The sequence below is a fragment of the Pseudomonas sp. F(2018) genome (assembly GCF_005508865.1).
Taxonomy (GTDB): Bacteria; Pseudomonadota; Gammaproteobacteria; order Pseudomonadales; family Pseudomonadaceae; genus Aquipseudomonas.
In genome coordinates this window covers 1391966-1418570 of the sequence record NZ_SCOM01000001.1, presented here as the reverse complement: position 1 = coordinate 1418570, position 26605 = coordinate 1391966, and the positions used below count along the sequence as shown (strand labels likewise).

Below are 26605 nucleotides of genomic sequence, written 5' to 3'. Positions count from 1 at the left end.
TCCTCCACGGCCAATGGGCCCGGCTGTGCCCGCAAAACGGCCAGAACGACTTCGCCACAACAACAACAAGAGGTAGTGAAATCCATGACACGCATACAACCGCCATGGCGGCTGGCTCACCTCGCCACCGCCGTTACCGTTGCCGCACTCACCAGCACCGCCGCGTCGGCCGTGACATTCCAGATAGGCGAGGTCGAAGGCCAGCTCGACTCCAACCTCACCATCGGTGCCAGCTGGGCATTGCGCAACCCCGACCCGGATCTCCTGCACGACCCGGCCTCGGATGACGGCAGGCGCAACTTCAAGAAGGGCGAAACCTTCTCGAAGGTGTTCAAGGGCATCCACGATCTGGAGCTCAAGTATGGCGAGACCGGTGTGTTTCTCCGGGGCAAGTACTGGTACGACTTCGAGCTGAAGGATGAAAGCCGTCTCTTCAGCGACATCGACGAGCACAACCGCAAGGAGGCGGCACGCTCCTCGGGTGCGCAGCTACTGGATGCCTTCGTCTACCACAACTACCTGATCGGCGATCTGCCCGGCACGGCGCGTGTAGGCAAACAGGTGGTGAGCTGGGGCGAAAGCACCTTCATCCAGGGCGGCATCAACACCATTAACCCGGTCGACGCCTCGGCCTTCCGCAGGCCCGGCGCCGAGATCAAGGAGGGACTGATCCCGGTCAACATGCTGTACCTCTCGCAGAACCTGACCGAGGAGGTTTCCGTCGAGGGCTTCTACCAGCTGGAATGGGACCAGACGGTCATCGACAACTGCGGCACCTTCTTCTCGCCAACCGACGCACTGGCCGACGGGTGTTCGGGTCTTTACGCCCCGTCGGGCGCCGAGATCCCTCGGATAGGGGATCGCGATGCACGTGATCAAGGCCAGTGGGGGACCGCCCTGCGCTGGTTCGCCCCCGAACTGGACAGCGAGTTTGCCGCCTACTTCATCAACTATCACAGCCGTATGGCTTACTTCAGTACCGTCGGTGCCACAACGTTCGGTGACCTGGGCAGCGCCAAGTACTTCGTCGAATACCCTGAAGACATCCGGCTCTATGGCCTGAGCGCCAGCACCATGCTGCCGACCGGCACCACCCTGGCCGGCGAGATCAGCTACCGGCCCAACATGCCGGTTCAGCTCAGCCCGGTGGACCTGGTGATCGCCTCGTCCGGTGTCCCGCCGCTGTCCCCCGTGCTGTCCAGCGGCAGCGTGCAATTCGGTGCTGGAGAAGACCTCACTGGCTATCGGCGCAAGGAAGTAACCCAAGCGCAGGTCACCGCTACCCACTTCTTCGATCAGGTGATGGGCGCCGATCGCCTGACGCTGGTCGGCGAGGTCGGCGTGGTTCATGTCGGCGGGCTGGAAGGCCGCGACGACCTGAGATATGGCCGCGCGACGGCATTTGGCCAAGGTGAGCTTGCTCCAGACAACAGCCTGTGCAGGGGACTGACCAACGCAGCAACACCGAACAACTGCACGGACGATGGCTTCGCCACCAGCACGTCCTGGGGATACCGCGTCCGCGCCATCTGGGAGTACAGCAACCTGATCCCCGGTGTGGATCTGCGCCCCAACCTCGCCTGGTCCCACGATGTCGACGGCTATGGCACCGAGCCTGGCTTCAACGAAGGCGCCAAGGCCATCAGCCTGGGCATCGATGCCAGCGTCCTCAGCACCTACAGCGCCAACCTGTCCTACACCGACTTCTTCGGCGGTGACTACAACACCAACATCGATCGTGACTTCGTCGCCTTGAGCTTCGGCGTTGCCTTCTGAATGAGTGATCACAATGAAAATAAAATCCCTGATCCTTGCGACTACCTCCCTTTCCCTCGCCATTCACTGCACGGCCCAGGCCGCCGTGCCTGCCAGTGAGGCAGCCAAACTTGGCGATACGCTGACGCCGATTGGCGCCGAGAAAGCCGGCAATGCCGATGGCAGCATTCCCGCCTGGACCGGTGGCCTCGACAAGGCCGCGGCCAGTGTCGACGCCGCAAGTGGGAGGCCAGCCAATCCGTTTGCCAACGAGCAACCGCTGTTCACCATTACCGCCGAGAACCAGGAGCAATACGCCGACAAGCTCAGCGAGGGGCAGCGCGCGATGCTCAAGCGCTATCCCCAGAGCTATCGCCTGCGAGTGTTTCCCACGCACCGCAGCGTGACAGTGCCCGAGCATGTGCAGAAAGCCGCCGCACGCAATGCGCTCAGTACCACACTGGTATCGAACGGCGACGGCCTGAAGGACTTCGAGACCGCCATCCCCTTCCCGATTCCCCAGAGCGCCATCGAGGTGATGTGGAATCACCTCACCCGCTACCGCGGGGGCAGCGCCCGCAGAAGTTACGTGCAGGCCACTCCGACGGCGAATGGCACCTATACACCGGTGCATTTCAAGCAGCAGTTCGCCTATCGGGACCAGTTGAACGACTTCGACCCGGCGGACCCGGGCAACGTGCTCTTCTATTACCGCGAGCTGATCACCGCCCCCGCACGCCTGGCCGGTGACGTGGTGCTGGTTCACGAGACCCTCGATCAGGTCAAGGAGCCGCGCAAGGCCTGGATCTACAACTCGGGTCAGCGCCGCGTTCGCCGCGCCCCGCAGATTTCCTATGACGGCCCCTTCCCGGCCTCGGAAGGCCAACGCACCTCGGACAACCTCGACATGTTCAACGGGGCGCTGGATCGCTATGAGTGGAAGCTCCTGGGCAAGAAGGAGCTCTACATTCCCTATAACAACTACCAGCTCGAATCGACCGAGCTGAAGTACTCCGACATCGTCAAGCCGGGCCATATCAACGCCGACCTTCCCCGCTATGAGCTCCATCGGGTGTGGGTGGTTGAGGGGAATCTCAAGGCAGACGCCCGGCACATCTACGCCAAACGGGTGGCATATATCGACGAGGACACCTGGCAGATCGCCCTCCTCGACCATTACGACGCGCGCGGCACCCTGTGGCGAGTGGCCGAAGGCTTCATGACCCCGATCTATGACAAGCAGATTCCCATGCTGGGCGTGGAGGCGCTGTACGACCTCATCAACGGCCGATACATCGTTTCGGGAATGCGTAATGAGGAGAAGGACCCCCTCGAATTCGGCTTTAAAGTCTCGTCCGCCGAATACACCCCAACCGCTTTGCGCAACGCCGGTGTTCGCTGAGTAGAGGGATGCCGCCGCCAGTTGCTGACGCTCGGGATCGACGATCCTACTCCCGTTGATCACCGAGAACTTTTACCGCTCCCTCGGGAGCGGTCTTTTTTTGACCTCGTAGCCCACGAAAGCTTGCGACTCAGCCCGCTCGCCAATCGAGTTGCGCTACCCCATCAGACGAGGCCATGGCCATGCCGAGTATTCGTAGCCATCTGCTCAAGATGCTTCTCAAACGTGAGATTCGTAAAACCTCCCACCGCCCCTTTTCGCAATGCCGCACACTCATGGATCGCCAGGTCAGGCTGTTCAAGAACGCTAGCGGTGTATCTCAGAGCTCCGAGAGCGTCGGAGGGCGTGATGCGCAGTGGCTGATCCCTGAACGAGCCGCTTTGGATGCCGCCGTGCTGTATCTGCACGGCGGTGCGTATGTCTCGGGCTCCATAAGCTCGCACAGGGCTCTGGCGAGCCACATTGCCAAGGCGAGTCAGGTTCGCGTGCTTCTTCTCGACTATCGACTGGCACCTGAACATCCCTTCCCTGCCGCGCTGGACGATGCCGTCACTGCCTTCGAATGGATGCAAAGCGAGCTGGGGCTGCAACCGAACCGTATCGTCATCGCTGGAGATTCGGCTGGGGGTGGGTTATCGCTGGCGACAGCGCTGCGTATCCGGAACAGCGGCCGTCCCCTTCCCCGGGCCCTGGTGGCGTTATGCCCCTGGACCGATTTGACATGCGGTGGGGAGTCGTACCAAACGCTAAGGCACAGGGATCCCTTTTTTCCGACAGCAGATCGCCTGCAACAGGCAGCCCTGGAATATGCGGACCAGACTCCGCTGAACCATCCGCAGGTCTCGCCCCGGTTCGCGGACCTGCGTTGGCTTCCGGAAATCTACATTCAAGTCGGATCTGACGAAGTACTGCTGAGCGACTCGGTAGATCTCGCCAATCAAGCGACCAAGGCCGGAGTCAAAGTCAGGATCGAAGAGTGGCAGGGCATGTGGCATGTCTGGCAGGCGTTTTGCGACTGGATGCCGGAGTCCCGGGAGGCCATAAGCCGGATTGGTAATTTCATAAAAGATGCTCTTACCCGCGACGCCGAGAGCAGATAACGACTCAGCAGATGGTGGCGTTGGCCGATTGCTCTGCCTCTTCCCTGAGGAAATTGACAAAGGCTCTGAGCGGCGATGGCATATGCCGGCGGTCGTTGTAATACAGATAAGGGCCATTGAAGGCTTGCCACCAATCCTGCAGAACCGGCGCCAGTTCCCCGCGGTCGAGCAGCGGCCTGAGGTATTCCTCGAAGGTATAGATGATTCCCACCCCTCCGACTGCCGAGCCTACTTCTAGATCCTGAGACGAAGTGAGCAACGGGCCTTGAGGCGGCACGCGGACTATTGCACCGTCCTTCTCGAACTCCCATACACCGAGTTTTCCGCTCTCGAACCGATGGCCAATCATCCGGTGAGTCAGCAGGTCGCGTGGGTGACGCGGCTCACCGTGCTTTTGCAGGTATGAGGGCGCGGCGGCGGCCACGAAACGCTGGCGGCGCGGGCCGATTGGCACGGCGATCATGTCTTTGGCCAGGCTTTCCTCGTACCGCACTCCAGCGTCGAAACCGGCAGCGATGACATCGATGAAGGTGTTGTCCATGGCTACCTCAACATTGATGCCCGGATGGCGCTGCAGGAATGTTGGGATCAGTCGGGGCAAAACGAAGCGGGCGACGGGTACCGGCACGTTGAGGCGTAGAGTTCCTACCGGTTGGAGCACGTCGTCCAGGTCGCCCAACGCTGCGCCTATCTCCTCCAGCGCGGGGCATAGCCTTTCCAGCAGTCGTGCGCCCACCTCTGTGGGAAAGACGCTGCGCGTAGTGCGGTTGAGCAGGCGAACGCCCAGATCGCGCTCGAGGCGGCGCACGCAATCGCTAATTGAGGAGGCAGACATACCACGCTGCTGAGCAGCTACGCGGAACCCTCCAGCATCCACAACTGCTGCGAACAACGCGACATCGGTCAAGTTAGGCTGGCGCATGGCTTTATCCCTCAGCAAGGGCCTGATTGTACGACCAGCCGTACGCGGCATCCATGTTTACACGGCTTATCCTGAGTAATCCTCCAGAGAACAATGCCTCCTGTAAACGCACTGCACCGAAGCGGTGTGTCACAACAGGAGGATCGAAGCATGAGCAATACCCTACAGATGAGCGCTGTCGGAACTGTCAAACCGGCATGGCGCAGAGGGCTTGCAGCTATAGGCTTGGCGGTGAGCTGTGTACTGGAGATGGGCAGCGCGGTTGCCCAAGGCCAGCCCAAACCGGATTGGAGCCTCGTCGATATGCCTTCGCAGAGCGGGCGTATTTTCCTGGTTACCGGAGGCACCAGCGGGATGGGTTTCGAAGACGCCAAGGCATTGGCTGCGGCTGGCGCCCAGGTGGTAATCGCTGCGCGTAATGCGCAGCGCGGCAAGGAGGCGATTGCTCGGATCAAGCAGGAGGTCGCCGATGCTCGAGTGGAATTCGAGGCTGTGGATCTAGCCGACTTGGTGTCGGTTCAAGATTTGGGTAAGCGCCTCAACTCGCGCCTACCGCGCCTGGATGGACTCATCAACAACGCGGCGATCATGGCCCCGCCGCAGCGAGGCACTTCGGCTCAAGGTTTCGAGCTGCAATTGGCCACCAACTATCTCGGGCATTTTGCTCTGACTGCACACCTGCTTCCGTTGCTGCGCAAAAGCGATTCACCGCGCGTCGTCACGTTGGCGAGCATCGCTGCAGCACGAGGTCGCATCAACTTCGACGATCTGCAGTCGGAGCAGGCCTACGACCCCTACTCTGCCTACGCCCAGTCCAAGTTGGCCGGGCTTATGTTCGCCTTCGAACTGCATCGTCGCAGCACCGCGCACGGCTGGGGTGTTCAGAGCATCGCCGCACATCCTGGAGTGGCCGTCACCGAGTTGATCGCTCGAGGGCCAGGCTTGGACAGCGAGTTCGGCCGTAACTGGGCCAAGGATCGTGAGCGATACCACTCCGCTGCCCAAGGTGCATTGCCGACGCTATACGCTGCCACCGCTCACGAGGCGCAGGCGGGCGCCTACTACGGGCCTGTGGGCAAGGATGAAAAGCGCGGGCCGCTTGGGCTGGCCTCGGTTCCCGCTGCAGCGAAGGACGCCGAAGCGGCTGCGCGCTTGTGGTCGACCACCGAGCAACTGACCAACGTCAGCTTCCGCTGAACTCATCGGAGCGTCGATCATGCTTTCAGCAAACCTGGTGCGGCGCCTCAGCGCCGCCATCAATGCCGAGCACCGTGAGATCAAGCCCGCCTTCACGGGGTTCTTCCTGTTCTTCTGCCTTTTCTGTGGCTACTTCATGCTGAGGCCGATTCGCGAGTCGATGGGCATCATGGCTGGGATAGAGAATCTGCAGTGGCTGTTCACCGCCACCTTCGTCGTCATGCTGATAGCCGTTCCGCTGTTCGCCTGGCTTAGCTCACGGGTGCCACGCCTGCACTTCATCGATTGGGTCTACGGCTTCTTTTGCCTCAACCTGCTGGTCTTCTCCGGACTGTTTCAACTCAGTAGCGATAGCGTCTGGTTGGCACGGGTGTTCTACGTCTGGATTTCGGTCTACAACCTGTTCGTGGTCTCCGTGGCCTGGAGCCTGATGGCCGATGTGTTCGACGGTCAGCAGGCCAAGCGGCTGTTCGCGTTCATTGCTGCCGGAGCAAGCGTCGGTGGTTTGGTCGGTCCAGCGTTGGCCTCGTTATTGGTCGGCGTGACGGGTCCGGCCGGCTTGGTTCTACTGGCAGCTGTGTTGCTAGGCGTCGCCCTGGCACTCAAGACCCCACTTATGCGCTGGCGGGAAATCGACGGCGCGGGTAGGCCAGGTGCAGTCAAGCCTGAGAGCTCCCACCGACCGGTAGCCGGCAATCCGCTCAGCGGCCTGACGCGGGTGACCCAGTCTCCCTATCTGCTCGCTGTCGCTGGCTTCGTCGTGCTGCTGGCTGCGGTGACCACCCTGCTGTACTTCGAGCAGGCGAGGCTAGTCGCGGAGCTCTTTCCCGATCGCGAGTCACAGATCAGGGTCTTTGGCGTCATCGATGTCATCGTTCAGGCCGGCGCCCTGTTGTCACAGCTGTTCATCACGGGACGTATCGCCAAGAAAATGGGCGTGCGCATGCTGTTGGCGATAATGCCGATACTGGTCTGCCTTGGCTTCATCTGTCTCGCCCTCGCGCCGACCTTTGCAGTACTTGCCGCGCTGATGATTGTTCGTCGCATCGGTGAGTACGCGTTCATCCGGCCGGGTAGGGAGATGCTTTTTGCGCCGCTGGATGCCGAGAGCAAGTACAAGGCCAAGAACTTCATTGATACCGTGGTGTATCGCGCGGGTGACGCGCTCAGCGGTTGGCTGAAGAGTGGACTGGACATGCTGGGTCAAGGCGCGATGCTGGTCGCACTGACCGGGGCAGTGTGTGCGTTGGTCTGGGGTGGGCTGGGCTGGTATTTAGGCAAGCAGGCGGACGAATTTAGCCGACGGACTGAACCGGAGAGAAAGGGGCCAGAGTTGCACTCCCTAGGAGCCAGCTTATGACCCGCGACGAGTTAGAGCGGCCTTCCCATTTGGTTGGACATGCAACTGAGCTCTTGAGATGCACCCTCTCGGCCGACTGGACTCGCTACAGCGACCGCTGGGTACGCGGCTATGCTCGGGCGCTTGAAGCACCGCGAGCGTATTTCTTCTGCAGGATCATCGAGGCTTCGTTGTAAGCCGTCTGGAAGGTGTCGCCACCGACCCATTTCACGGCCGTGTCTTCGTCTTCATCGTGGAAGATTCCGCGATAGGTGATCAGCAGGCCCATCATGAAGTCGATGGCGGCGTCCTCCCCCTCCTCCGCGATCACCAGCTCCAGCACCGGGTACTGCAGGAACACCAGACACATCGCCAGCAGGCTGATGCCTTCGCCGACTTTCATCGCCTGGAACAGGTCGTCGAAGTGCGCCGGGTCGAAACCGTTTTCTTCGATGTCTTTGAAGTCGAAGGTGCTCAGGTCGATTTCGACATCATCGAAGGGCTCGTTGACCAGCGGGTTGGCCAGCAGCGGATGTACGACGTTGGGCTTGGCCTTGCCCGAACGATTCTGCTTGGCCTTGGCTTTGGCCCGCTGGGCACGTTTCTGCTGTTTGTCCGGGGAGGCCATGGAGGCGCGTTCCTTGTTCGAGGCAGCCATCTTCATGGCCCAGGGGGTTCGGGCACAGATTGTATTCAGTCTTGGCCAGGGCCGCCGGCCAAGAGGTCGATTTTTCGCGATCTGACGCCCTATGGCCGACGAAACACCAGTAGCGTTGCGGTGTTGCGCTGGCAGATGACGTCGTCCTGGTTGATCGCGAGATTCTCCATGATGACGATGCCGCGATCCGGCTTGGATTTCGACGGGATTATGTCCTTCACCGTCGAGACGACGTGCAGGGTATCTCCAGGCCTGACCACGCTCAGCCACTCGACATTGCAGCCGGCACCGATGATGCCGGTGGCCAAGGGAACACTCTCCGCAAACAGCCGCATGACCACAGCCGAGGTGTGCCAGCCACTGGCGGCGAGCCCGTTGAAGAAGGATTGCTGGGCTGCGGCCGGATCGACATGAAACGGCTGTGGGTCGAATTCACTGGCGAAGGCAACCACGCGCTCGGCACTCATCTCGTAGTGCCGGCTGGTGAAGGTATCGCCTATGGAAAGGTCTTCCAGGTAAAGCTTCTGTTGCGATTGGGTAAGGGTCACAGCGTTTGCCCGTGTTGGAGTTGAGTCGGGATACGCTACCCCATTTGCTCGATGTTCAGGCTCAATCCGGTGGTGCTCATTCGCCTCAGCCGCGGATCGCGTCCAGGAAATCCTGATAGTGCCGAGCGGTTTCAGCCGGGCGTTCGAGCATGGGTACGTGGCCGCAGTTCTGCATAATCACCACGCTGGGTTGCTTCAGCAGCGGTTTCATCACCTCGATGCTCGACACATCCAGCACCCGATCCTGATCGCCCCACAGCAGCAAGGTCGGCACCTGGATTTTGGGCAGCTCCGGCTCCAGTGGCACGTAGTGTTCGCGCAGCTGAGCAAAGACCCGGTCGTAGTGCACGCGGTTGGCCATCGACTGCTCGGCGAAGTGCCGCTTCAACGGTCCGGGAATACTTGGCGGAGTGGCGAAGACGAACTGCATCAGCGCATCGAAGTCTTGCGGCTCCCGCACGATCAGCGGGTTGGGCTCGCCGCGCTGCACGCGCAGGTACATCTCGCTCTTGGTCGGGGTGGTCACGCCGGCATTGTTCAGTAGCGCCAGGCTGAGCACCTGGTCGCCATGACGCGCGCTATACAGCGCGGCGATGTGGCCGCCCATGGAGTTGCCGATCAGGTGCAGTTTGCCCAGGCCCAGGGTCTGGATCACGGCGTGCAGGCGCTCGACCTGGCTGGCGACGTCATAGCTGACATCCGGCTTGCTGCTCTGGCCGAAGCCCGGCAGATCCAGGGCGATAACGTGGTAGCGCTCGGTGAGCTGGCGCGAGAAGCGCAGCCAGGTGTCGCGGTTGCCGCCGAAGCCATGCAGCATCAGGAGGGTTTCGCCATCGGCCGGGCCGCCCTCGTAGTAGCGAATGGTGAACTCGCCAACCTGGATTTCCTGGGGCGAGAGCCCGGCCAGGCGCCGCTCGACCAGTTGCGTGGTGGCAAGCAGGGCCGAAGGGAAGAAGTACAAGCAGGCGGCGGCGCCTAGCAACAGCACCACGATGGCCGAGATCAGTTTTTTCATGGCGACTCCCCGCGCCTCGTTGCTGGAATGACCGCTCATGCGATGGCTCCGGGCAGCGGCCAAAGCGAGACGATATCTAGCAATGTTCGGGACTTGGGAGTGGCGGCGCTATCGCTCTTCGGGGTGATCTCGCGGCGAGCTACAGAGCGATGGTGGCGCTAGCCATGCCCGCTTCGGGGGAAGCGGGCCTTGTACGGCGGCGACTAGATGAAGGTTTGCTTGGCTGCGCCGCGTGGCAGTCGATTGCGCCCCGGCAGCTGTTGCAGACGCTGCTGCCATTCGGCGCGCGCCGACAGTCTGGGGGTGGGCTTGGCAGCCTCGGCAGCGGCTGCCTTCTCCGCCTTCGCCGCGGCTCTCAGCTCCGCCAGGCTCGGCGCCTTGCGCACGGGCGCGGTAGCCATCTTTTCCACGGAACGAAGGCAGAGCTTGCATGAAACCTGGGCGACATCCTGGCTGCTATTGAGGCCAGACCCGGTGCGTCCGCACGCAACACTTTCCTGGGACGCGAAGTAATGAATGACCAACGTGTTGTCTCCTGCATTCGGGCGCGGGATTCTACACAGTCACTCCGCAGAGTCGACAGAATTTTGCGGCGAGAATCGCTGACCGTCAGCCGAGGGAGCGAAACGACTCGCCAGCCGTATTCAGGAACCAGGTGATCGCCGCCGCAGCTGCAAGCGCCGCGACCAGCAGGCCGACAAGCAGCCACTGCACCACCTTGCGCCACACCGAGGGCTTGCGCCTCGGTACCAGAGCCTCTCTGGCCAGCCGCTTCTCCTCGGCACAGCGCGAACAGGGCGCGTTGTGCTGGAAGATGAGGAATCCGCATCGATCACACTTTCTCATGCTGCTGACTCAGGATCGCAGGACGCGCGAAGGCGCTCAGTATTTGTGGACGATGCCCAGCCGGCCCATGATTTCCAGCGCATTGACCAGCCCCAGGCCATTCATGGGCAGGCAGGCGAAGGCCTGGCTCTCGTCGAAATGCATGCCGATGGCCAGCAGCTTCAGATCATGGGCCTCCAGCTGCGCGTTGAAATACTGCAGCACCGCCCGCCCCCAGTCGTCGGCGCGGTTGACGGCGGCGACGGTCGTGTCGTCAGGCGTCGCGATGGCAATGCCCAACTGCCGTAGCGGCGCGAGGGCATTGACGGCAACCACGCCATGGGACGGCCACTCCTTCCATTCGAACTCGGCCAGCTGGTCGGCCCCGGCCAGCGCCGATTCGAGCTGCCTCCAGGCCCAATCCCACTGCGCCGACGGCGCCGGGAGGTTATCCGCGAGTTGCTGCGCGCGGGGCTCGTCGAACAGGCAGTAGAACAGCTCGGCCAGGGTGTCGCCTACATCGAGCTGCGGCCCCTGCTCCTGGCTGTCCAGGTCGCGGCTCATACGCTGCCACATATCGCCCAGCTCGCCCCAGTCCTCCTCGTCCATGGCGTCATCGATGACCTTGGCTTTGTCGCCACGCCGGTAGTTGTCCAGTCGCGTCTTGCGCACGCGTATGCCGCCCTCGGCGAGGTCGACCTCATAGCTGCGGTAATCCAGATAATTGGTCTGGAAAACGATGCGGTCAGGAAACACCTCGTGGGCGAGTTCCTCCTCGGAGTCGAAGTACGCGGCCCCCTCGAATTCGCCATGGGCGCTGATGATGCGTTGGAACGACTGGAGGTCGATTGGATTCATGGGGGTCTGATCGTATGAGGGGCGGGAGTGGGCTATCAGCGGGATATGCTGCCAGCCGTCCTCAACGTCGCGCTGTCGACCAATGCTCAAACGGGTGGTGTCGTGCAAACGGCGCAGCATTCGGCTTGCCTGCGATGCCCGCAAATACTTGAACACCCGCCCCGCTCTCCCCTCCAAACAGAGGTATCCAGCCTTGATGGAGAGCCGAGCCCATGACCAGTCACGCAAAACCCAACAGCAAAGCCGAACAGACGCCCACCACCCATGAACCGCCCGCGAAGGAAGAGCAGCCGGACGACGACATCACGGGGGAACAGCCGCGCAGCCGGTCGAACGAGGGCGACCCGCAGAACGAACCCGACTGATGCGCACGCCCTCGGCTCAGCCGTGGGCCTGCACCCTCAGCATCTCGTGGCGCATTTCCTCCTCGATCTCGACCACCGCGTGGGCGCGCATCGCCACGCCCAGGTTCTTCTGGTCGGTATCGATGGGAAACTGCTCCAACAGGTAACGCTCCAGCTCGGCTTGCGCGGCATTTCTCTTGTCGCGCAACGCATCCAGCGTGCAGCTCGCCTGTTGCTCCGTGACACTCGCCTTCATGCCAACCTCCCGATTCGCGCCTGCAGATGTGCTCCAGAGTTTTGAGCCCTGGGAGCCGCATCCATTGCAGCTAAATGCAGGCAGCTCGTCCGGGAGCCGACGGTTCGACCATCACATGCCGCTCAACGACGCGCGCCTTCAGCCGGCTGCCTCGTTGCCTGCCCGGCGTGCCGGGCGGACTCCAGCAACTGGCGGATGATGCGTTCCTGCTCGGCGTAGCCGCCCTCGCCCCAATGCAGATGGCGGATTCGTCCATTGGCATCGATGAAGTAATGCGCCGGCCAGTACTGATTGTTGAAGGCGCTCCAGATCCGGTACTGGTTGTCGATCGCCACCGGGTGCTGCACGCCCAGCCGCACCACCGCGTCACGCACGTTCTCGACGATGCGCTCGTAGGGGTACTCGGGGGTGTGCACGCCGATCACCACCAGGCCCTGGTCGGCATAGCGCCGGGCCCACTGGTTCACGTACGGCAGGCTGTTGCGGCAGTTGATGCAGTCGTAGGTCCAGAAATCCACCAGCACCACCTTGCCGCGCAGGGCTTGCAGATCCAGCGCCGGACCGTTGAGCCACTGGGTGGCCCCGTCCAGCGAGGGTGCCGGCCCCAGGTCGGGCAGCTGTTCGCTATCGGCGGCGCGGGCATCGCCGACCAGCTGCGTCAGCAGCAGGGGCACGCCGTCGAGCACCTTGCGTTCCAGCGCGGACAGCAGGCTCGACGAGCCGGCGCCGGCCAGCTGGCCACTCACCCCGCTGGCGATGCCGATGACCGCCAGCAGCGCCACGCCGCCCATGCCACGTCGCAGCCACTCGATCAGGCGTAGCGAGGGGCGTAGCCGCTGCACCACACCACGGCCCAGGAATATCACCAGCGCCAGCGCCACGGCGCTGCCGAGCCCGTAGCTGAACAGCAGCAGGCTGCTGGCAACAGCGGGCCCGCCGAGCATGGCACCCGAGAGGATCAGGCCGAGTATCGGCCCCGCACAGGGCGCCCACAGCAGCCCGCTGGCGAGCCCCAGCAACCAGGCGGAAAGCCCTGCAGGCAGGCGCCGGGCCTCGCCGTGCAGGCGATCGCCCAGCCATAGCAATGGGCGCGACAACCAGTTGCCAAAGCGAGTGGAGAGCAACGCCAGCGCGGACAACGCCAAGGCGGCGAGTGCCACATAGCGACCCCAGACGCTGGCCGTGATGGCCCAGTCCGCAGACACCGCCGCCAGGCTGGCCAGCAGGGCGAAGCCGGAAGCAAGGCCGAGAAGGGTCAGCCAGATCGATGCGGCCGAGCCACCGACTCTGGACAGCAACAGCGGCAGCACGGGCAGAATGCAGGGGCTGAGAATGGTCAGCACCCCACCGAGGAAGGCAATGAGCAGCATGGGTCACCTCGCGGTGCGCGAAAGGTCATGCCCGGCGCCGCCGGGCGAGTCGGGGGCAGCGATCAGTTGTCGTACTCGCAGGCCTTGGCATGCTTGAGGTAGGCCAGGCTGCGCTCGCGGCCCTGGGAATCCAGGTAATCCATGCGCGCCTCGACCACCTGGCACAGGGTCGAAGGAGCTTCGTGCAGCTGCAGGACTTTCTGCACGTCCAGCTGCATGCCGTAGTGGTAGCGCTCGACGGGGATGCTCTCGGCGGCCTGAACGGCGAAGCTGCCGAAGGGAAGGACGCAGGCCAGGACGAGGGCGGCGCGGGTGATGGCTTTCATGGGAGTCTCCTGAGGATCATGGGGATGGCGATGGATCGCATCTGCCGGGCGCCCATTGCACGTTCAGGAGGTATCGCCAATGTGTCGGGCACGGCGAGCGATTGCCGCGCCAGGTATCACCCCGGAGCCTGGATACACTGCAATACAAAGGGTGGCGGGCAAGCGCCGCCGAGGTCGATAGACTAGGCACCGTCACTGCAACGAGAGACCGCCATGGACCATGTCGATCACATCCTGATCGTCGACGACGACCGGGAAATCCGCGAGCTGGTGGGCAACTACCTGAAGAAGAACGGCCTGCGCGTGAGCCTGGCGGCCGATGGTCGGCAGATGCGCGCCTTCCTCGAAGGCAACGCCGTGGACCTGATCGTGCTCGACATCATGATGCCCGGCGACGACGGCCTGAAGCTGTGCCGCGAGCTGCGCGTGGGCAAGCACAAGGCCACGCCGGTGCTGATGCTCACCGCGCGCAACGAGGAGACCGACCGCATCGTCGGCCTGGAGATGGGCGCCGACGACTACCTGACCAAGCCCTTCTCCGCCCGCGAGCTGCTGGCGCGGATCAACGCCGTGCTACGGCGCACCCGCATGCTGCCGCCGAACCTGCAGATCAGCGAGAGCAGCCGGCTGATCGGCTTCGGCCACTGGCGCCTGGACACCAGCGCACGCCACCTGCTGGATGCGGCCGATACGGTGATCGCCCTGAGCGGCGCCGAGTACCGCCTGCTGCGCGTGTTTCTCGATCATCCGCAGCGGGTGCTGAGCCGCGAGCAGCTGCTCAACCTGACCCAGGGCCGCGAGGCAGACGTGTTCGACCGCTCCATCGACCTGCTGGTCAGCCGCCTGCGCCAGCGCCTGCTGGACGATGCCCGCGAGCCGGCCTACATCAAGACGGTGCGCAGCGAGGGCTACGTGTTTTCGCTGCCCGTGCAGCTGATCGAGCCGGGCCTGTGAACGCCCTGTTGCGCTGGCCACGCACCCTGGCCGCACGCCTGAGTCTGATCTTCCTGGTCGGCCTGGTGCTGGCCTATGGCATGTCGTTCAGCTCGCAGTTCTACGAGCGCTACCAGACCGGCCGTGAACTGATGCTCGACAATCTGCAGATGGATCTGAGCACCACGGTGATGCTGATCGACCGCCTGCCCGCCGCCGAGCGCGCCAGCTGGCTGCCGCTGCTGGAGCGACGCAACTACCGCTACCGGCTCGACCAGGGCCTGCCCGGCGTGCCAATGGACATGAACGAGGCGCCCATGGCGGTGCCCGCCATCGAGCGGGCCATCGGTGCGCATTTCCCCCTGCGCTTCGAGACCATCGCGGGGCCGCGCCCGCATTTCCAGGTGCATATCCGCCTCAGCGACGGCAACCCGCTGGTGCTGGACGTCACGCCCGGCACCGTTCCCATGGCCGACTGGCTGCCGCTGATGCTGCTGGTGCAGCTGCTGGTGCTGCTGCTCTGCACCTGGCTCGCGGTGCGCATGGCGATCCGCCCGCTGACCCGCCTGGCCAGCGCGGTGGACCACCTCGACCCGGACAGCCCGGCGCCACCCCTGGATGAGCGCGGGCCGAAGGAAGTGGCCTACGCCGCCCGCGCCTTCAACGCCCTGCAGGGCCGCATCGGTGCCTACCTGAAGGAGCGCATGCAGCTGCTGGCCGCCATCTCCCACGACCTGCAGACGCCGATCACGCGCATGAAGCTGCGCGTCGAGCAGATGGACGAGTCGCCGGAGCGCGAGCGCCTGTGGAGCGACCTCAACGAGATGCAGCACCTGGTGCGCGAAGGTGTGGCCTACGCCCGCAGCATGGACGGCAGCCGCGAGGCGCTGTGCCGGGTCGACCTGGACGCCTTCCTCGACAGCCTGGTGCTGGACTACCAGGACAGCGGCCAGGCGGTGAGCCTGGACGGCCGCAGCGGCGCCCTGGTGGAAACCCGTCCGCATGCCCTGCGCCGGGTGCTGAGCAACCTGATCGACAATGCCCTCAAGTTCGCCGGCAGCGCCGAGCTGCGGGTGGAGCGCGACGAACATGGCGTGCGCCTGCAGATACTGGACGACGGCCCCGGCATCGCCGAGGCGGAACTGGAGGAAGTATTCAAGCCGTTCTATCGGGTGGAAAGCTCGCGCAACCGCAGCACTGGCGGCACCGGCCTGGGCCTGGCCATCGCCCTGCAACTGAGCCAGGCCCTGGGCGCCCGCCTGAGCCTGCGCAACCGCGAACACGGTGGCCTGTGCGCCGAACTGGAGCTGACTGTAACAAGCTGAGCCGGCGATACACGGCGATACACGAAGGCCCCAGGCGGACACATCCGATACAAACCGCTTGGCGAGCATGGCAGGGACAGCGCGATGGCATCCCGCCGACCGCGCCCCCCCCGGAGCCCTCCCATGAATCCTTCCACCGCCCCTGCCAGCCTGCACGGCTGGCGCCTGTTCGGCCTGCTCGCGCTGCTCGTCCTAGTCGCCACCGCACTGGCCCTGGCCTGGCAGCCACAGCTGGTCGAGGCGCTGCGCAGCGCCATCCGCGTCACCGCCCGCACCTCCTTCGCCCTGTTCCTGCTGGCCTTCCTCGCCTCGTCGCTGGCCATCCTGGTGCCCAGCCCGACCAGCCGCGCGCTGCTGCGCGAACGGCGCTTCTTCGGCCTGGCCTTCGCCTTCTCCCACCTGATCCACGGCGTACTAATCCTGACCTACGCGCAGCTGTTTCCCGAGGTGTTCTGGAACGGTCGCTCGGCGGCCGCCAACATCCCCGGCTCGGTGGGCTACCTGTTCATCCTGCTGCTCGCACTCACCTCCTTCCCCTGGGCGATGAAGGCCCTCGGCGGCCGCGGCTGGAAGGCGTTGCACAGCACCGGCACCTGGGTGTTGGCGCTGATCTTCTGCTTCTCGTTTTACAAGCGCATCCCGCTGAGCCCCGGCTATGTGCTGGCCTTCGGCCTGATGTTCTCCGCCATCGTGCTCAAGCTCGTCGCCAAGCTGGCGCAGCGCGTGCGCCGCAACGCCCAACCGGCCCGTACGCCGCTCACCACCGCCCGCTGATTGGAGGTCACCATGCACACTCTCGCATTCGCTCCGCTGAAGAACGTCTTCGCCCAACTCGACCGCCTCGGTGCCTGGAGCGCCGACCTGCCGCTGCGCCTGTTCCTCGCCTGGGAATTCTTCGAGGCCGGCCTGGAGAAATGGAACGGGCCAAACTGGTTCGCCCAGCTGCAGTTTCCCTTTCCCTTCCACCTGCTGCCGGCCGAGGTGAACTGGCAGCTGTCGATGTGGATCGAGCTGATCGCGCCCCTGCTCCTGCTGCTCGGCCTGGGCACACGCCTGGCGTCGGCCACCCTGATCGTCCTGACCATCGTGGCCATCGCCGCCGTGCACTGGCCGGCGCACTGGTCGAGCCTGGCGGAGCTGGCGCTGGGCTACTCGATCAGCGACCACGGCCATGGCAACTACAAGCTGCCGCTGATCTACCTGGTCGCCCTGCTGCCGCTGCTGCTCAAGGGCGCCGGGCGCCTGAGCCTGGACGCGCTGTTGCGGCGCGAGGCCTGATCCACGCAACAAAAAGCCCGCGCACCTCGACAGGTGCGCGGGCTTTTTCATGGCTGTCGCTCAGGCGCATGCGCGAGTACCCAGCACCACGCCCTGGGCGCGCAGGCTCTGCAGCAGCGCCAGCCCAGCCGGCAGAATCTCCTCCGGCGCCACGCCGATTGCCTCGGCCAGCAGTGCCAGGTGCTCGCCGCCGCTGACATCGCGCTCCTGCAGCGACAGCAGCAGCGCATGGGCCAGCGGCGCCAGCCGCGAGAAATGCACGCGCTGGTCCGCCTGGCGCTGGGCCAGGATCAGGGTCGGTTGCGCCGGCTCCTGCTGCGGCAGATGCCCGGGGCCGATCTCCACCACCGGCCAGCGATAGGCCAGCGGCCAGGCCAGGGACGACAGCGCGGGCACGCCGTCGAGCAGATCACCCTGCGGGTCGCAGTCCGGCTCGTCCGCAGCGCTGAGCAGCAGCACGCTCTCCACCCGCTCGTAGTGGGCCAGTTCGGCCAGCCACTCCGGCACATCCGGGGTCTCGCCCGCCTCCAGGTAGTCGACGAACTCGCCGGCCAGCTCGGTGAACAGCGGCGTGCGGCAGCGGTAGTCGGCGTAGAAGGCCTGCACCAGCGCCTGCCATGCGGCCGACCCAAGACTGGCCCGAGCAACGGGAAAAGCCCCAGCCAGCAGCGATTCGAGATTGCCGAAGAACAGCTGCCGATAGACCGCCAGGCGCCGCGCCTCGATGCCTGGTGGCGGCGCATGGCGCTGCGGGTCGCGCACATGGCGGGCCATGCGCAGCAGTTGCTCGTGCAGTGCCTCAGCCATGGCGCACCTCCGGCAGCCGGGCGGCGCGCTGGTAGCCGCGAATCTGTTCGACCTCGGTTAGCAGCTCGGCCAGCGGCGGGAAGTTGAAGTCCCGCTCCAGCAGCGTCGGCACCTCGCCGAAGCGCGCGTAGGCCTGTTCAAGTAGCGTCCAAACGTCGCCCTTCACGGCGGCGCCGTGGGTGTCGATCTTCAGGTCCGGGGCCTCGTCGTAATGCCCGGCCACGTGCAGGCATACCACCCGCGCGGCGGGAATCGCCGCGAGGTAGCTCGTCGCGTCGTAGCCATGGTTGATGGCGTTGACGAACAGGTTGTTGACATCCAGCAGCAGGTCGCAGTCGGCCTCGTCCAGTACCGCGCGAAGGAAGTCGATCTCGCTCAGCGCCTGGTAGGGCGCCGCGTAGTAGGAGATGTTTTCCACCGCGATGCGCCGGCCGAGCACGTCCTGGGCCTGGCGGATGCGCGCGGCCACGTGGTGCACGGACTCGTCGGTGAACGGCAGCGGCAGCAGGTCGTACAGCTGGCCGTCGTCCGAGCAGTAGCTCAGGTGCTCGCTGTACAGCGGCACCCGATGGCGTTCGAGAAAACTGCGGGTGCGCGTCAGCAGGTCGAGGTCCAGCGGCGCCGGGCCGCCGAGCGACAGCGACAGGCCGTGGCAGGTCAGCGGGATGCGCTCGGCCAGTGCCGCCAGGCCATCGCCATGAGCGCCACCGACGCCGATCCAGTTGTCCGGCGCACATTCGAGAAAATCCACGCTGCCGGGCGCCATCGCCAGCAGTTCGGGAAGCAGGGCACGGCGCAGGCCGAGGCCAGCGCCGTACACGGGAGCAAGAGCGGTCATGAGGCTTCTCCAGATGGACGAACGCCCTCCCGGTCGGCGACAGGGAGGGCGTGGTTACAGGGGTGGATCAGTCCTTGGCCTGGCTCATCTTGGTGAACAGCTCGGTCGGCACCGGCTTGCCATTGCTGGTGTACTGGTTGCTGCGGAACTTGTAGACCTCGGCCTCGGACAGGTAGCCGTCAGCGTTGCTGTCCATGGCCTTGAACTCGCCGCTGCCCTTCGGCGCCACGGCCAGCAGCTCCTTGAGGGAGACGCGGCCGTCGTCGTCGGTGTCGGTGCGGGCGAAGGAGGCGTCACCGCACTTGCCCTCCCCGCATTTACCTTCACCGCACTTGCCTTCGGCCTGGGTTGTCTTTTCGCTACCACCGCATTTGCCTTCGCCGCACTTGCCCTCCCCGGCCTTGTCGGCGGCGGCCAGCTGGTAGCCCTGGGGCAGTTGTTCGACGGCGAAGGCGGTGGACGCCAGGTTCATGCCGCCGGCCAGGGCGACAGCGAGCAGGCCGATGCGGGACTTGGTGGAAACGGGGGTACGGGACATGGAAGTTCTCCGGTGCTGGGCGCAATAGCGCGGATATGTCACAGGGCGATTGGCCGGCAGAGGCCGCTTGTTGCGGGTCTCTTTCGGGTGTCGCCATTTGGCCGCGCGCTTGTATCTGGCACGTATCGGAGAGGCGCTCGCTTTGTATGCCAGCCGCACCCAGGACGCGGCAGATACAGAGTGATACGCAGGGTGGCGCTCAGGCGTCAGCGGCCCACTGGCGCTGCTGCTCCATGATGAAGTCGACGAACGCGCGCAGGCGCAGCGGCATGTGCCGGCCCTGGGGATACAGCAGGGTGAAGGGCCGCGAGCGCCCGGCGAACGGTTGCAGCACCTCGACCAGCGAACCCTCGGCCAGCTCCCGTTCGACGATGAAGCGATAGGTCTGGAACAGCCCCGCACCATACTTGGCCAGGGTCACGCCACCCAGCACATCATCCGAGCAGCCGTAGCCACCCTCGGTAAGGATCTCACGCTGCTGGCCATCCTGGTTGAACAGCCAGGTGATGCGCCGCCCGCTGCTGGGCAGCTCGAACTGGATGCAGTCGTGCCGCGCCAGATCCTCCAGAGTCTGCGGCACGCCCTCGCGCGCCAGATACTCGGGCGTGGCCACCACCACCAGGCGGGCATCCTCAAGCGGCCGGGCGATCAGGGTCGAGTCCGGCTGCGCACGCACGCGAATGGCCAGGTCGTAGCCCTCGCCGACGAAGTCGATATTGCGGTTGCCCAGGTGGATATCGACCTGCACCCTCGGGTAGCGCCGGCGGAACTCCGGCAGCAGCGGCAGGATGCGGTGATGACCGTAGGTGGTCGGCAGGCTGATGCGCAGCGTGCCCGAAGGCTCCTGCTGCTGGCCGCTCACCGCCCGCTCCGCCTCCACCAGTTGGGTCAGCGCCTGGCGGCACTGCTCGTAGTAGCCACGGCCGCCCTCGGTCAGGCGGATGCTGCGGGTGGTGCGCACGAACAGCCGCGAACCCAGGCGCTCCTCCAGGCGGCCGATCGAGCGACTGACCGCTGCCGGCGTCACGCCGGCCGCCAGTCCGGCCGCGGTGAAGCTGCCCAGCTCCGCCGCCAGGCAGAACAGCTCGATGCTGCCGAGCAGGATGTCGTCGAATTGGCGCTGCATGATTGATTACACCATGTATCAACTGAAGTTCTCGAAGCCATATTTATCCGCATACCACGCAAAAATATAGTCCTCCCAACGGCGCCACTGGGTGCCTCCTTATCGGGAGAAGCGACATGAGCAACAACAGAACCGTGGTGATCACCGGCGCCTCCAGCGGCATCGGCTTCGGCCTGGCCAAGGCGTTTCTCGCCAGCGGCTTCAACGTGGTCGGCAATGCCCGCTCCGCCGAGCGTCTGGACGAAGCCAGGGCGCAACTGGACAACCCCGCCTTTATCGGTGTGGCCGGCGACATCGCCAGGCCGGACACCGCGCGCCGCCTGATCGGGGCCGGCATCGAGGCCTTCGGCCAGGTCGACGTGCTGGTCAACAACGCCGGCTTCTTCCTGCCCAAGCCCTTTATCGAATACAGCCCGGACGACATCGACGGCCTGCTGGAGACCAATCTCAAGGGCGTGGTCTACGCCTCCCAGGCCGCCGCCGCGCACATGATCGAGCGGCGCCAGGGCCACATCATCAACATCACCGCCGCCGTCGCGCTGCAGGCCAATATCAGCGTGCCGGCGGCATTGCCGGTGCTGATCAAGGGCGGCCTGAACCAGGTCACCCGCGCCCTGGCGCTGGAACTTTCGCCGCACAATATCCAGGTCAACGCGGTCGCCCCCGGCATCATCGAGACGCCGATGCACGACCCGGCCAGCTACGGTTTCCTCAACGGCCTGCAACCGGCCGGACGCATGGGCCGGGTCAGCGAGATCGCCGATGCCGTGCTGTACCTGGCCAACGCCAACTTCACCACGGGCGTGGTGCTGCCGGTCGACGGCGGCATGAGCGCCGGCAAGTGGTAACAGGCTGATCGATCACCCTTCTTCACCCACACAGGAGCCGCACCATGCCCTTCGTCAGCGTCCGCATCACCCGCGACGGCGTCACCCGCGAGCAGAAAGCTCAGGTCATCAAGGAGATCACCGAGACCCTGCAGCGCGTGCTCAACAAGCAGCCCGAGCTCACCCATATCGTGATCGAGGAAGTCGACACCGATAACTGGGGCTACGCGGGCATCACCACCACCGAATACCGCAGCAAGTTGCCCAAGGGCTGAAGCTAAGGCCGACCAGACTCAGCGCCGTCCCCAGGCCGACGGCATCGGCATGTTGCCGGTGCCGGTCTCGAAGCAAGGCGAGCTAGCTGGTACACCGTCTTTCGAAGGTCACGGGGCGACTCCTGGGCGCTTAGCCTCGGCGCCATAGGAGTCGAGTCAGCCAACCCTCAAAGCGGGCCCAGAGCAATCCTTCGAGGCACAGCCCGGCATGGGCACAATGATCGGCAACTACTGGGTCGGTACAGACTTTAGCGCTGCCGCCTGAGCACCTCGGCCGTCCTCGCCCATAGCCTACGCCAAACAGCATCAGCGCCAGCCCCGCCGGCTAGTATCGAACAGACTGTGATGCACACTCTTGTGCATCAAGTTCAAGGGTTAATAGAGTAGATGCTGGTGTTATGCCCTGAAATTGTTGATGGGCCTCTATTTAAAGGGAATTTCCGTGTCGACCATCGAGAGCGCGCCAAGCCTGGAAGCCATTGCTGCTTTGGAAGGGCTGTTCAAGGCAATGGATAGTCTTTTCAGTGAGAGCGGCGAACGCCAGCAATTCATGCTGGCCGCAAACGAACTAAGCCAAAGCGACCTTCACCTGCTTCAGTCGGTATTGGGCGGCAAGCTCACGTCCCAAGAGGCGCAAGCAGGATCGGAGTCTGCAGACAATGCTTTACGTATAGCCAACGCGCTTTTCCAACTCGAGACGACGATTAAAAAAATCAAAGATCGGACGCTCCTGCATTTCATCTTCTCTTTGCTAAAGTCGGAGAAGGTCGTCAAGGGACTGAACCGAACTTGGTTTTTTCCTTGGGAGCTACCGCTGATTCTCAACAAGAACCTCACAGCGGAGCAGGTCAGATTTATCTGGCTCCGCAAGAAAGAGGATTACATCAAGGAACCCGTTCCTTCCTCGATGCGAGTACTGGTCAAGCATCCCCAATGCCCTCCCGACGTACTTGAAGCCTTGCTGGCTTACGACGATGGCATGCTGCGCAAAAGCATCGCGCTGCATAAAAACATATCGACTGAAATCGCCCACTTCTTTTTGAACAGCCAACGCAAACCTGAGCGATTGAATCTTTCCCTGTCCCGATATGCCACCAGCGAGACCCTCCTGAGCTTGCTGGACGACAAGTACGACGAAATCATCAAGTCGGCCAGAAAGAACCTAACCAAGCGCTTCCCCGAGATGGAGATCACCGACGAGGCCATCCAAAAAGCTATCAGGAAGAACATTGTCAAGCCTTCGTGAGGCCAACGGCCTCTAAGCCGGTCTTCAACCCCATAGAAGCAGAGACGGCGGGAGTGGCAGGCATTTTGGCGATGAGCAGCGAACAGCGTAAACGCATTGCGGATAGCAGCAGTGACCCGCAAATCCTCGCTCTGCTGGCGCAAGACAGCAGTAAAGCTGTACGCCGGGCTGTGGCGAAGAAGGGTTTCGCTGGACAAGAGGTATTGCGAGCATTGGCCAAAGACAGCGATACAGAAACCTCGAATAACGCGCTGAAGGTCATATCCAGAATAAACCCAGATATCCGCGCAGAAGAGTTGCTCAGCACGCAAACCCTAGATGCGGCTTACCGGCAAATTGCCCTGCATGTCAGTCGAAACTCCAGCAAGCCCTACTACAAAGAAATGTCCACTACACAAGACACGCTGAATTTCGAGCAGACGCTGCTGGTTGCTGCGCATACCGACAATCCTCTTATTCAGCTGATGATCGTCAAGGATCTGGAACGTCGACCAGCGTCTGACACGGCACGCTGGAAGCTACTTTCCGCGCTGACGGATAACTGGAACTTGAGCGATGCGGTCGCCAGAAAGATCGTCGTACAACTTCAATTTGGCCCTAGAAGTGTGATCGAACGTTGCAAGAGCATTGCACTGTTAAAGGAGCTTCTTGAGCCAGGGAATATCGAGCCGCACGACAGATCCTCAGTCGAGGCGCGACTGCGTGTACTAGCAATCGAGGTGGTTTGAAAGGCGCCTGATTGATAGCCCATGCTGTTGCCGTAGCTCATCAATGAAAAGCCCCAGATCTTGTGGATCGGGGGCTTTTGCTTTAACGCCTTAGCGCCGGCTGGCCAGTCGTTGTACGGTGGCCACCAGCAGATCGACCTCGTCCAGCGTGTTGTAGAACGCCAGCGACGGCCGCACCGTGGCCTCCACGCCGAAGCGGCGCAGGATCGGCTGCGCGCAGTGGTGGCCGGAGCGCACGGCAATGCCCTCGCGGTTCAGCGCCGCGCCGACTTCCTCGGTGCGGTAGCCGTCGAGGACGAAGGACAGCACGCTGGCCTTGTGGGCCGCGGTGCCGATCAGGCGGATGCCCGGAATGGGCGCCAGCCCACGGGTGGCGTACTGCAGCAGGTCGTGCTCGTAGCGCTGGATGTTCTCCAGACCCAGCCGCTCGACATAGTCCAGCGCCGCGCCCAGGCCCACCGCGTCGGCGATGTTGCCGGTGCCGGCCTCGAAGCGCGCCGGGGCCGGCTGGTACACCGTCTTGTCGAAGGTCACGTCGGCGATCATGTTGCCGCCGCCCTGCCAGGGCGGCAGCTGCTCCAGCAGATCGCGCTTGCCGTAGACCACGCCGATACCGGTGGGGCCGAAGATCTTGTGCCCGGAGAACACGAAGAAGTCGGCGTCCAGCGCCTGCACGTTGACCCGCAGGTGCGAGACCGACTGGGCGCCGTCCACCAGCACCCGCGCGCCCACCGCATGGGCCAGGCCGATGATCTCGGCCACCGGGGTCACCGTGCCCAGGGCATTGGAGACCTGGGTGACGGCCACCAGCTTGGTACGCGGGCAGAGCAGCTTGGCGTACTCCTCGAGGATGATCTGCCCCGTGTCGTCCACCGGAATCACCCGGATCTTCGCGCCCACCTCGGCCGCCAGCTGCTGCCAGGGCACGATGTTGGCGTGGTGCTCCAGCTGGGAGACGATGATCTCGTCGCCGGCGCCGATGAACTTGCGGCCGAAGGTGTTGGCCACCAGGTTGATCGCCTCGGTCGCCCCGCGCACGAAGATGATCTCCTCCTCCGAACGCGCGCCGAGAAAGCGCCGCACCTTGCTCCGTGCGCCCTCGTAGGCGTCGGTGGCGCGCGCCGCCAGCTCGTGCGCGGCGCGGTGGATGTTGGAGTTCTCGTGCTCGTAGAAGTAGCTGATGCGCTCGATCACCTGGCGCGGCTTCTGCGTGGTGGCGGCGTTGTCGAACCACACCAGCGGCTTGCCGTTGACCCGCTCCTGCAGGATCGGGAAGTCGCGGCGCACCGCATTGACGTCGAAGCTGCCGGAAGGCTGCGGCTGACCGGACGGTTGCGGAGCCTTCTCCAGCCGTGGCGCGCCACCCTGGTCGAGGAAATAGAACTGACCGCCACCACTGGCCGGCTGGCTGCGTGCGGCCGGTGCCGGCTCGGCGAGGATCGACTGGAGGATCTGCCCCAGCTCGTCGCCACCCGGCAGCCCATGGCTGCGCGCGGACACCCGATCCTCCCCCGCCGGTGCGGCCGCCGGTGGCGTGTGGTCGGCGAAGTAGTAGGCGGACGGCGCAGGCGCCCCGCCGCCACCCGGCGACTGCACGATGGAGGCTCCCGGATAGACCTGCGGAATCGCCGCCGTGTAGGCCTGCGGCGAACCGAGGTCGAGACCGTCCGCGGTACCCGCCGGCGGCGTGGCCGCCAGCGGCGCCTCGTGAGCGCTCAGGTTCGGCACCTGCGCGCGCGGCTCCTCGCCCGGTTTGGCCGAGAACAGCTCGTTGGCCAGCCGCGCCAGGCTACCGAGATCCGGCAGCCCGGCCTGGGGCTCACTTGTAGGTATCTGGATAGTCATGGTACTTGCCGACCTCCACGTCATCGAGCACGGCCAGGGCATCCTCGGTCAGCACCGCCAGCGAGCAGTACAGCGAGATCAGGTAGGAGGCGATCGCGTTGCGGTTGATGCCCATGAAGCGCACGGACAGGCCCGGGCTCTGCTCGCCGGCCACGCCGGGCTGGTACAGGCCGATCACTCCCTGGCGCTTGTCGCCCACACGCAGCAGCAGGATCTTGGTCTTGCCGTTCTCGTCGAACGGCACCTTGTCCGACGGGATCAGCGGCAGGCCGCGCCAGGTGAGGAACTGGGCGCCGAACAGGCTGACGGTGGGCGGCGGTACGCCACGGCGGGTGCACTCGCGGCCGAAGGCGGTGATGGCCAGCGGATGGGCGAGGAAGAACGCCGGCTCCTTCCACACCTTGGAGATCAGCTCGTCGAGGTCGTCCGGGGTCGGCGCGCCGGTCAGGGTGGAGATGCGCTGGGTCGGATCGACGCTGGCCAGCAGGCCGTACTCGGGGTTGTTGATCAGCTCGTTTTCCTGGCGCTCCTTGATCGTCTCGATGGTCAGGCGCAGCTGCTCGCGAATCTGGTCGTGCGGGCTGCTGTACAGGTCGGAGACGCGGGTGTGCACGTCGAGGATGGTGGTCACCGCGTTGAGGAAGTACTCGCGCGGCGCCTCCTCGTAGTCGACGAAGGTCTGCGGCAACACCGCCTCGTCGCGCTGGGAACAGGCGACCTGGACGTTGAGCGGGTTCTTCACCTTGTTCAGGCGGAAGATGCCCGCCTCCACGGGCGTCCACTGCAGCAGGTGGACCAACCAGCGCGGGCTGATGGTGGAGAGTTGCGGTACGGTCTTGGTGGCGTTCGCCAGCTGCCGGGCGGCGCTGTCGCCGAGGGCCAGGCGTACATCCTGATTGTCAGACATGATTCACTCCAAATGTC

The 26605-nt window shown here is 64.0% G+C and carries 30 protein-coding genes; 14 read left to right on the top strand and 16 right to left on the bottom strand.

Features of this window, described 5'->3' with window-relative positions:
- Nucleotides 1-84: 84 nt before the first annotated feature.
- From FFS62_RS07075 to FFS62_RS07065, 3 genes are all read left to right on the top strand, one after another.
- A complete protein-coding gene (locus tag FFS62_RS07075) occupies nucleotides 85-1776 on the top strand; it encodes a DUF1302 domain-containing protein (protein WP_137972064.1) in 1692 nt (563 codons plus the stop codon).
- 13 nt (nucleotides 1777-1789) lie between these two features.
- Nucleotides 1790-3157, top strand: coding sequence for a DUF1329 domain-containing protein (locus tag FFS62_RS07070; protein ID WP_137972063.1), 1368 nt, complete (start codon nucleotides 1790-1792; stop codon nucleotides 3155-3157).
- A 182-nt stretch (nucleotides 3158-3339) separates the two neighbouring features.
- Entirely contained in the window at nucleotides 3340-4257 is a 918-nt protein-coding gene (locus FFS62_RS07065) for an alpha/beta hydrolase (RefSeq protein ID WP_137972062.1), read from the top strand.
- A 4-nt stretch (nucleotides 4258-4261) separates the two neighbouring features.
- Here FFS62_RS07065 and FFS62_RS07060 read toward each other — a convergent pair whose 3' ends face one another.
- Complete coding sequence (locus tag FFS62_RS07060; protein ID WP_137972061.1) at nucleotides 4262-5179, bottom strand: LysR family transcriptional regulator; 918 nt, start codon at nucleotides 5177-5179, stop codon at nucleotides 4262-4264.
- Between the two features lie 249 nt (nucleotides 5180-5428).
- Here FFS62_RS07060 and FFS62_RS07055 point away from each other — a divergent pair, with 249 nt between their 5' ends.
- Both FFS62_RS07055 and FFS62_RS07050 read left to right on the top strand, forming a co-directional pair.
- Entirely contained in the window at nucleotides 5429-6376 is a 948-nt protein-coding gene (locus FFS62_RS07055) for an SDR family oxidoreductase (protein WP_256662162.1), read from the top strand.
- Nucleotides 6377-6395: 19 nt separating this feature from the next.
- Nucleotides 6396-7736 carry an NTP/NDP exchange transporter gene (locus tag FFS62_RS07050; protein WP_137972059.1) on the top strand — a complete coding sequence of 447 codons (1341 nt, stop codon included), beginning with the start codon at nucleotides 6396-6398 and terminating at the stop codon, nucleotides 7734-7736.
- Between the two features lie 109 nt (nucleotides 7737-7845).
- Here FFS62_RS07050 and FFS62_RS07045 read toward each other — a convergent pair whose 3' ends face one another.
- The 6 genes from FFS62_RS07045 to FFS62_RS07020 form a co-directional block, all read right to left on the bottom strand.
- On the bottom strand, nucleotides 7846-8343 hold the full coding sequence (locus tag FFS62_RS07045) for a hypothetical protein (protein WP_137972058.1): 498 nt from the start codon (nucleotides 8341-8343) through the stop codon (nucleotides 7846-7848).
- Nucleotides 8344-8462: 119 nt separating this feature from the next.
- Nucleotides 8463-8921 carry a MaoC family dehydratase gene (locus FFS62_RS07040; RefSeq protein WP_137972057.1) on the bottom strand — a complete coding sequence of 153 codons (459 nt, stop codon included), beginning with the start codon at nucleotides 8919-8921 and terminating at the stop codon, nucleotides 8463-8465.
- An 85-nt stretch (nucleotides 8922-9006) separates the two neighbouring features.
- A complete protein-coding gene (locus FFS62_RS07035; RefSeq protein ID WP_137972056.1) occupies nucleotides 9007-9936 on the bottom strand; it encodes an alpha/beta fold hydrolase in 930 nt (309 codons plus the stop codon).
- Between the two features lie 203 nt (nucleotides 9937-10139).
- Entirely contained in the window at nucleotides 10140-10460 is a 321-nt protein-coding gene (locus FFS62_RS07030; protein WP_137972055.1) for a hypothetical protein, read from the bottom strand.
- 85 nt (nucleotides 10461-10545) lie between these two features.
- Nucleotides 10546-10782 (bottom strand): hypothetical protein, encoded by a 237-nt coding sequence (locus tag FFS62_RS07025; protein WP_137972054.1) that lies wholly within the window; start codon nucleotides 10780-10782, stop codon nucleotides 10546-10548.
- Between the two features lie 36 nt (nucleotides 10783-10818).
- Nucleotides 10819-11739 (bottom strand): hypothetical protein, encoded by a 921-nt coding sequence (locus FFS62_RS07020; RefSeq protein ID WP_171016275.1) that lies wholly within the window; start codon nucleotides 11737-11739, stop codon nucleotides 10819-10821.
- Between the two features lie 92 nt (nucleotides 11740-11831).
- Here FFS62_RS07020 and FFS62_RS23155 point away from each other — a divergent pair, with 92 nt between their 5' ends.
- A complete protein-coding gene (locus tag FFS62_RS23155) occupies nucleotides 11832-11984 on the top strand; it encodes a hypothetical protein (protein WP_171016274.1) in 153 nt (50 codons plus the stop codon).
- Nucleotides 11985-12000: 16 nt separating this feature from the next.
- On the opposite strand, the gene FFS62_RS07015 is transcribed toward FFS62_RS23155, so the two are convergent.
- The 3 genes from FFS62_RS07015 to FFS62_RS07005 all read right to left on the bottom strand — a co-directional run bounded on the left by FFS62_RS07015 (nucleotide 12001) and on the right by FFS62_RS07005 (nucleotide 13915).
- Nucleotides 12001-12219 carry a hypothetical protein gene (locus FFS62_RS07015; RefSeq protein WP_137972053.1) on the bottom strand — a complete coding sequence of 73 codons (219 nt, stop codon included), beginning with the start codon at nucleotides 12217-12219 and terminating at the stop codon, nucleotides 12001-12003.
- Nucleotides 12220-12341: 122 nt separating this feature from the next.
- Nucleotides 12342-13589, bottom strand: coding sequence for a cytochrome c biogenesis protein DipZ (locus tag FFS62_RS07010; RefSeq protein WP_137972052.1), 1248 nt, complete (start codon nucleotides 13587-13589; stop codon nucleotides 12342-12344).
- 62 nt (nucleotides 13590-13651) lie between these two features.
- Nucleotides 13652-13915: a DUF2790 domain-containing protein gene (locus tag FFS62_RS07005; protein ID WP_137972051.1), complete on the bottom strand. Its 264-nt coding sequence runs from the start codon at nucleotides 13913-13915 to the stop codon at nucleotides 13652-13654.
- Between the two features lie 213 nt (nucleotides 13916-14128).
- Here FFS62_RS07005 and FFS62_RS07000 point away from each other — a divergent pair, with 213 nt between their 5' ends.
- The 4 genes from FFS62_RS07000 (at nucleotide 14129) to FFS62_RS06985 (ending at nucleotide 17451) form a co-directional block, all read left to right on the top strand.
- Complete coding sequence (locus FFS62_RS07000; protein ID WP_137972050.1) at nucleotides 14129-14869, top strand: response regulator; 741 nt, start codon at nucleotides 14129-14131, stop codon at nucleotides 14867-14869.
- The gene (locus tag FFS62_RS06995) at nucleotides 14866-16173 is read left to right on the top strand and encodes a HAMP domain-containing sensor histidine kinase (RefSeq protein WP_256662130.1); all 1308 of its coding nucleotides are present in this window, start codon (nucleotides 14866-14868) and stop codon (nucleotides 16171-16173) included. The genes FFS62_RS07000 and FFS62_RS06995 overlap by 4 nt, the downstream gene beginning before the upstream one ends.
- 123 nt (nucleotides 16174-16296) lie before the next feature.
- Nucleotides 16297-16947, top strand: coding sequence for a ferric reductase-like transmembrane domain-containing protein (locus tag FFS62_RS06990; protein WP_137972049.1), 651 nt, complete (start codon nucleotides 16297-16299; stop codon nucleotides 16945-16947).
- A 12-nt stretch (nucleotides 16948-16959) separates the two neighbouring features.
- Nucleotides 16960-17451 (top strand): DoxX family protein, encoded by a 492-nt coding sequence (locus FFS62_RS06985; RefSeq protein WP_137972048.1) that lies wholly within the window; start codon nucleotides 16960-16962, stop codon nucleotides 17449-17451.
- Between the two features lie 60 nt (nucleotides 17452-17511).
- Here FFS62_RS06985 and FFS62_RS06980 read toward each other — a convergent pair whose 3' ends face one another.
- The 4 genes from FFS62_RS06980 to FFS62_RS06965 all read right to left on the bottom strand — a co-directional run bounded on the left by FFS62_RS06980 (nucleotide 17512) and on the right by FFS62_RS06965 (nucleotide 20760).
- On the bottom strand, nucleotides 17512-18258 hold the full coding sequence (locus FFS62_RS06980; protein ID WP_137972047.1) for a DUF2063 domain-containing protein: 747 nt from the start codon (nucleotides 18256-18258) through the stop codon (nucleotides 17512-17514).
- Entirely contained in the window at nucleotides 18251-19096 is an 846-nt protein-coding gene (locus tag FFS62_RS06975) for a DUF692 domain-containing protein (RefSeq protein WP_137972046.1), read from the bottom strand. The genes FFS62_RS06980 and FFS62_RS06975 overlap by 8 nt, the downstream gene beginning before the upstream one ends.
- Before the next feature lie 67 nt (nucleotides 19097-19163).
- Nucleotides 19164-19634 (bottom strand): hypothetical protein, encoded by a 471-nt coding sequence (locus tag FFS62_RS06970; protein ID WP_137972045.1) that lies wholly within the window; start codon nucleotides 19632-19634, stop codon nucleotides 19164-19166.
- Nucleotides 19635-19833: 199 nt separating this feature from the next.
- Nucleotides 19834-20760 carry a LysR family transcriptional regulator gene (locus FFS62_RS06965; protein WP_137972044.1) on the bottom strand — a complete coding sequence of 309 codons (927 nt, stop codon included), beginning with the start codon at nucleotides 20758-20760 and terminating at the stop codon, nucleotides 19834-19836.
- A 116-nt stretch (nucleotides 20761-20876) separates the two neighbouring features.
- Between FFS62_RS06965 and FFS62_RS06960 the strand changes: the two genes are divergently transcribed.
- The 4 genes from FFS62_RS06960 (at nucleotide 20877) to FFS62_RS06945 (ending at nucleotide 23836) form a co-directional block, all read left to right on the top strand.
- A complete protein-coding gene (locus tag FFS62_RS06960; RefSeq protein ID WP_137972043.1) occupies nucleotides 20877-21608 on the top strand; it encodes an SDR family NAD(P)-dependent oxidoreductase in 732 nt (243 codons plus the stop codon).
- A gap of 44 nt (nucleotides 21609-21652) precedes the next feature.
- Nucleotides 21653-21862, top strand: coding sequence for a 4-oxalocrotonate tautomerase family protein (locus FFS62_RS06955; protein ID WP_137972042.1), 210 nt, complete (start codon nucleotides 21653-21655; stop codon nucleotides 21860-21862).
- 442 nt (nucleotides 21863-22304) lie between these two features.
- Nucleotides 22305-23108 carry a hypothetical protein gene (locus tag FFS62_RS06950; RefSeq protein WP_137972041.1) on the top strand — a complete coding sequence of 268 codons (804 nt, stop codon included), beginning with the start codon at nucleotides 22305-22307 and terminating at the stop codon, nucleotides 23106-23108.
- 71 nt (nucleotides 23109-23179) lie between these two features.
- A complete protein-coding gene (locus FFS62_RS06945) occupies nucleotides 23180-23836 on the top strand; it encodes a hypothetical protein (protein WP_137972040.1) in 657 nt (218 codons plus the stop codon).
- 90 nt (nucleotides 23837-23926) lie between these two features.
- Here the strand turns inward: FFS62_RS06945 and FFS62_RS06940 are convergent, their stop codons facing one another.
- Both FFS62_RS06940 and FFS62_RS06935 read right to left on the bottom strand, forming a co-directional pair.
- The gene (locus tag FFS62_RS06940) at nucleotides 23927-25681 is read right to left on the bottom strand and encodes a family 2A encapsulin nanocompartment cargo protein cysteine desulfurase (RefSeq protein ID WP_137972039.1); all 1755 of its coding nucleotides are present in this window, start codon (nucleotides 25679-25681) and stop codon (nucleotides 23927-23929) included.
- A complete protein-coding gene (locus FFS62_RS06935; RefSeq protein WP_137972038.1) occupies nucleotides 25656-26588 on the bottom strand; it encodes a family 2A encapsulin nanocompartment shell protein in 933 nt (310 codons plus the stop codon). The genes FFS62_RS06940 and FFS62_RS06935 overlap by 26 nt, the downstream gene beginning before the upstream one ends.
- Nucleotides 26589-26605 lie beyond the last annotated feature (17 nt).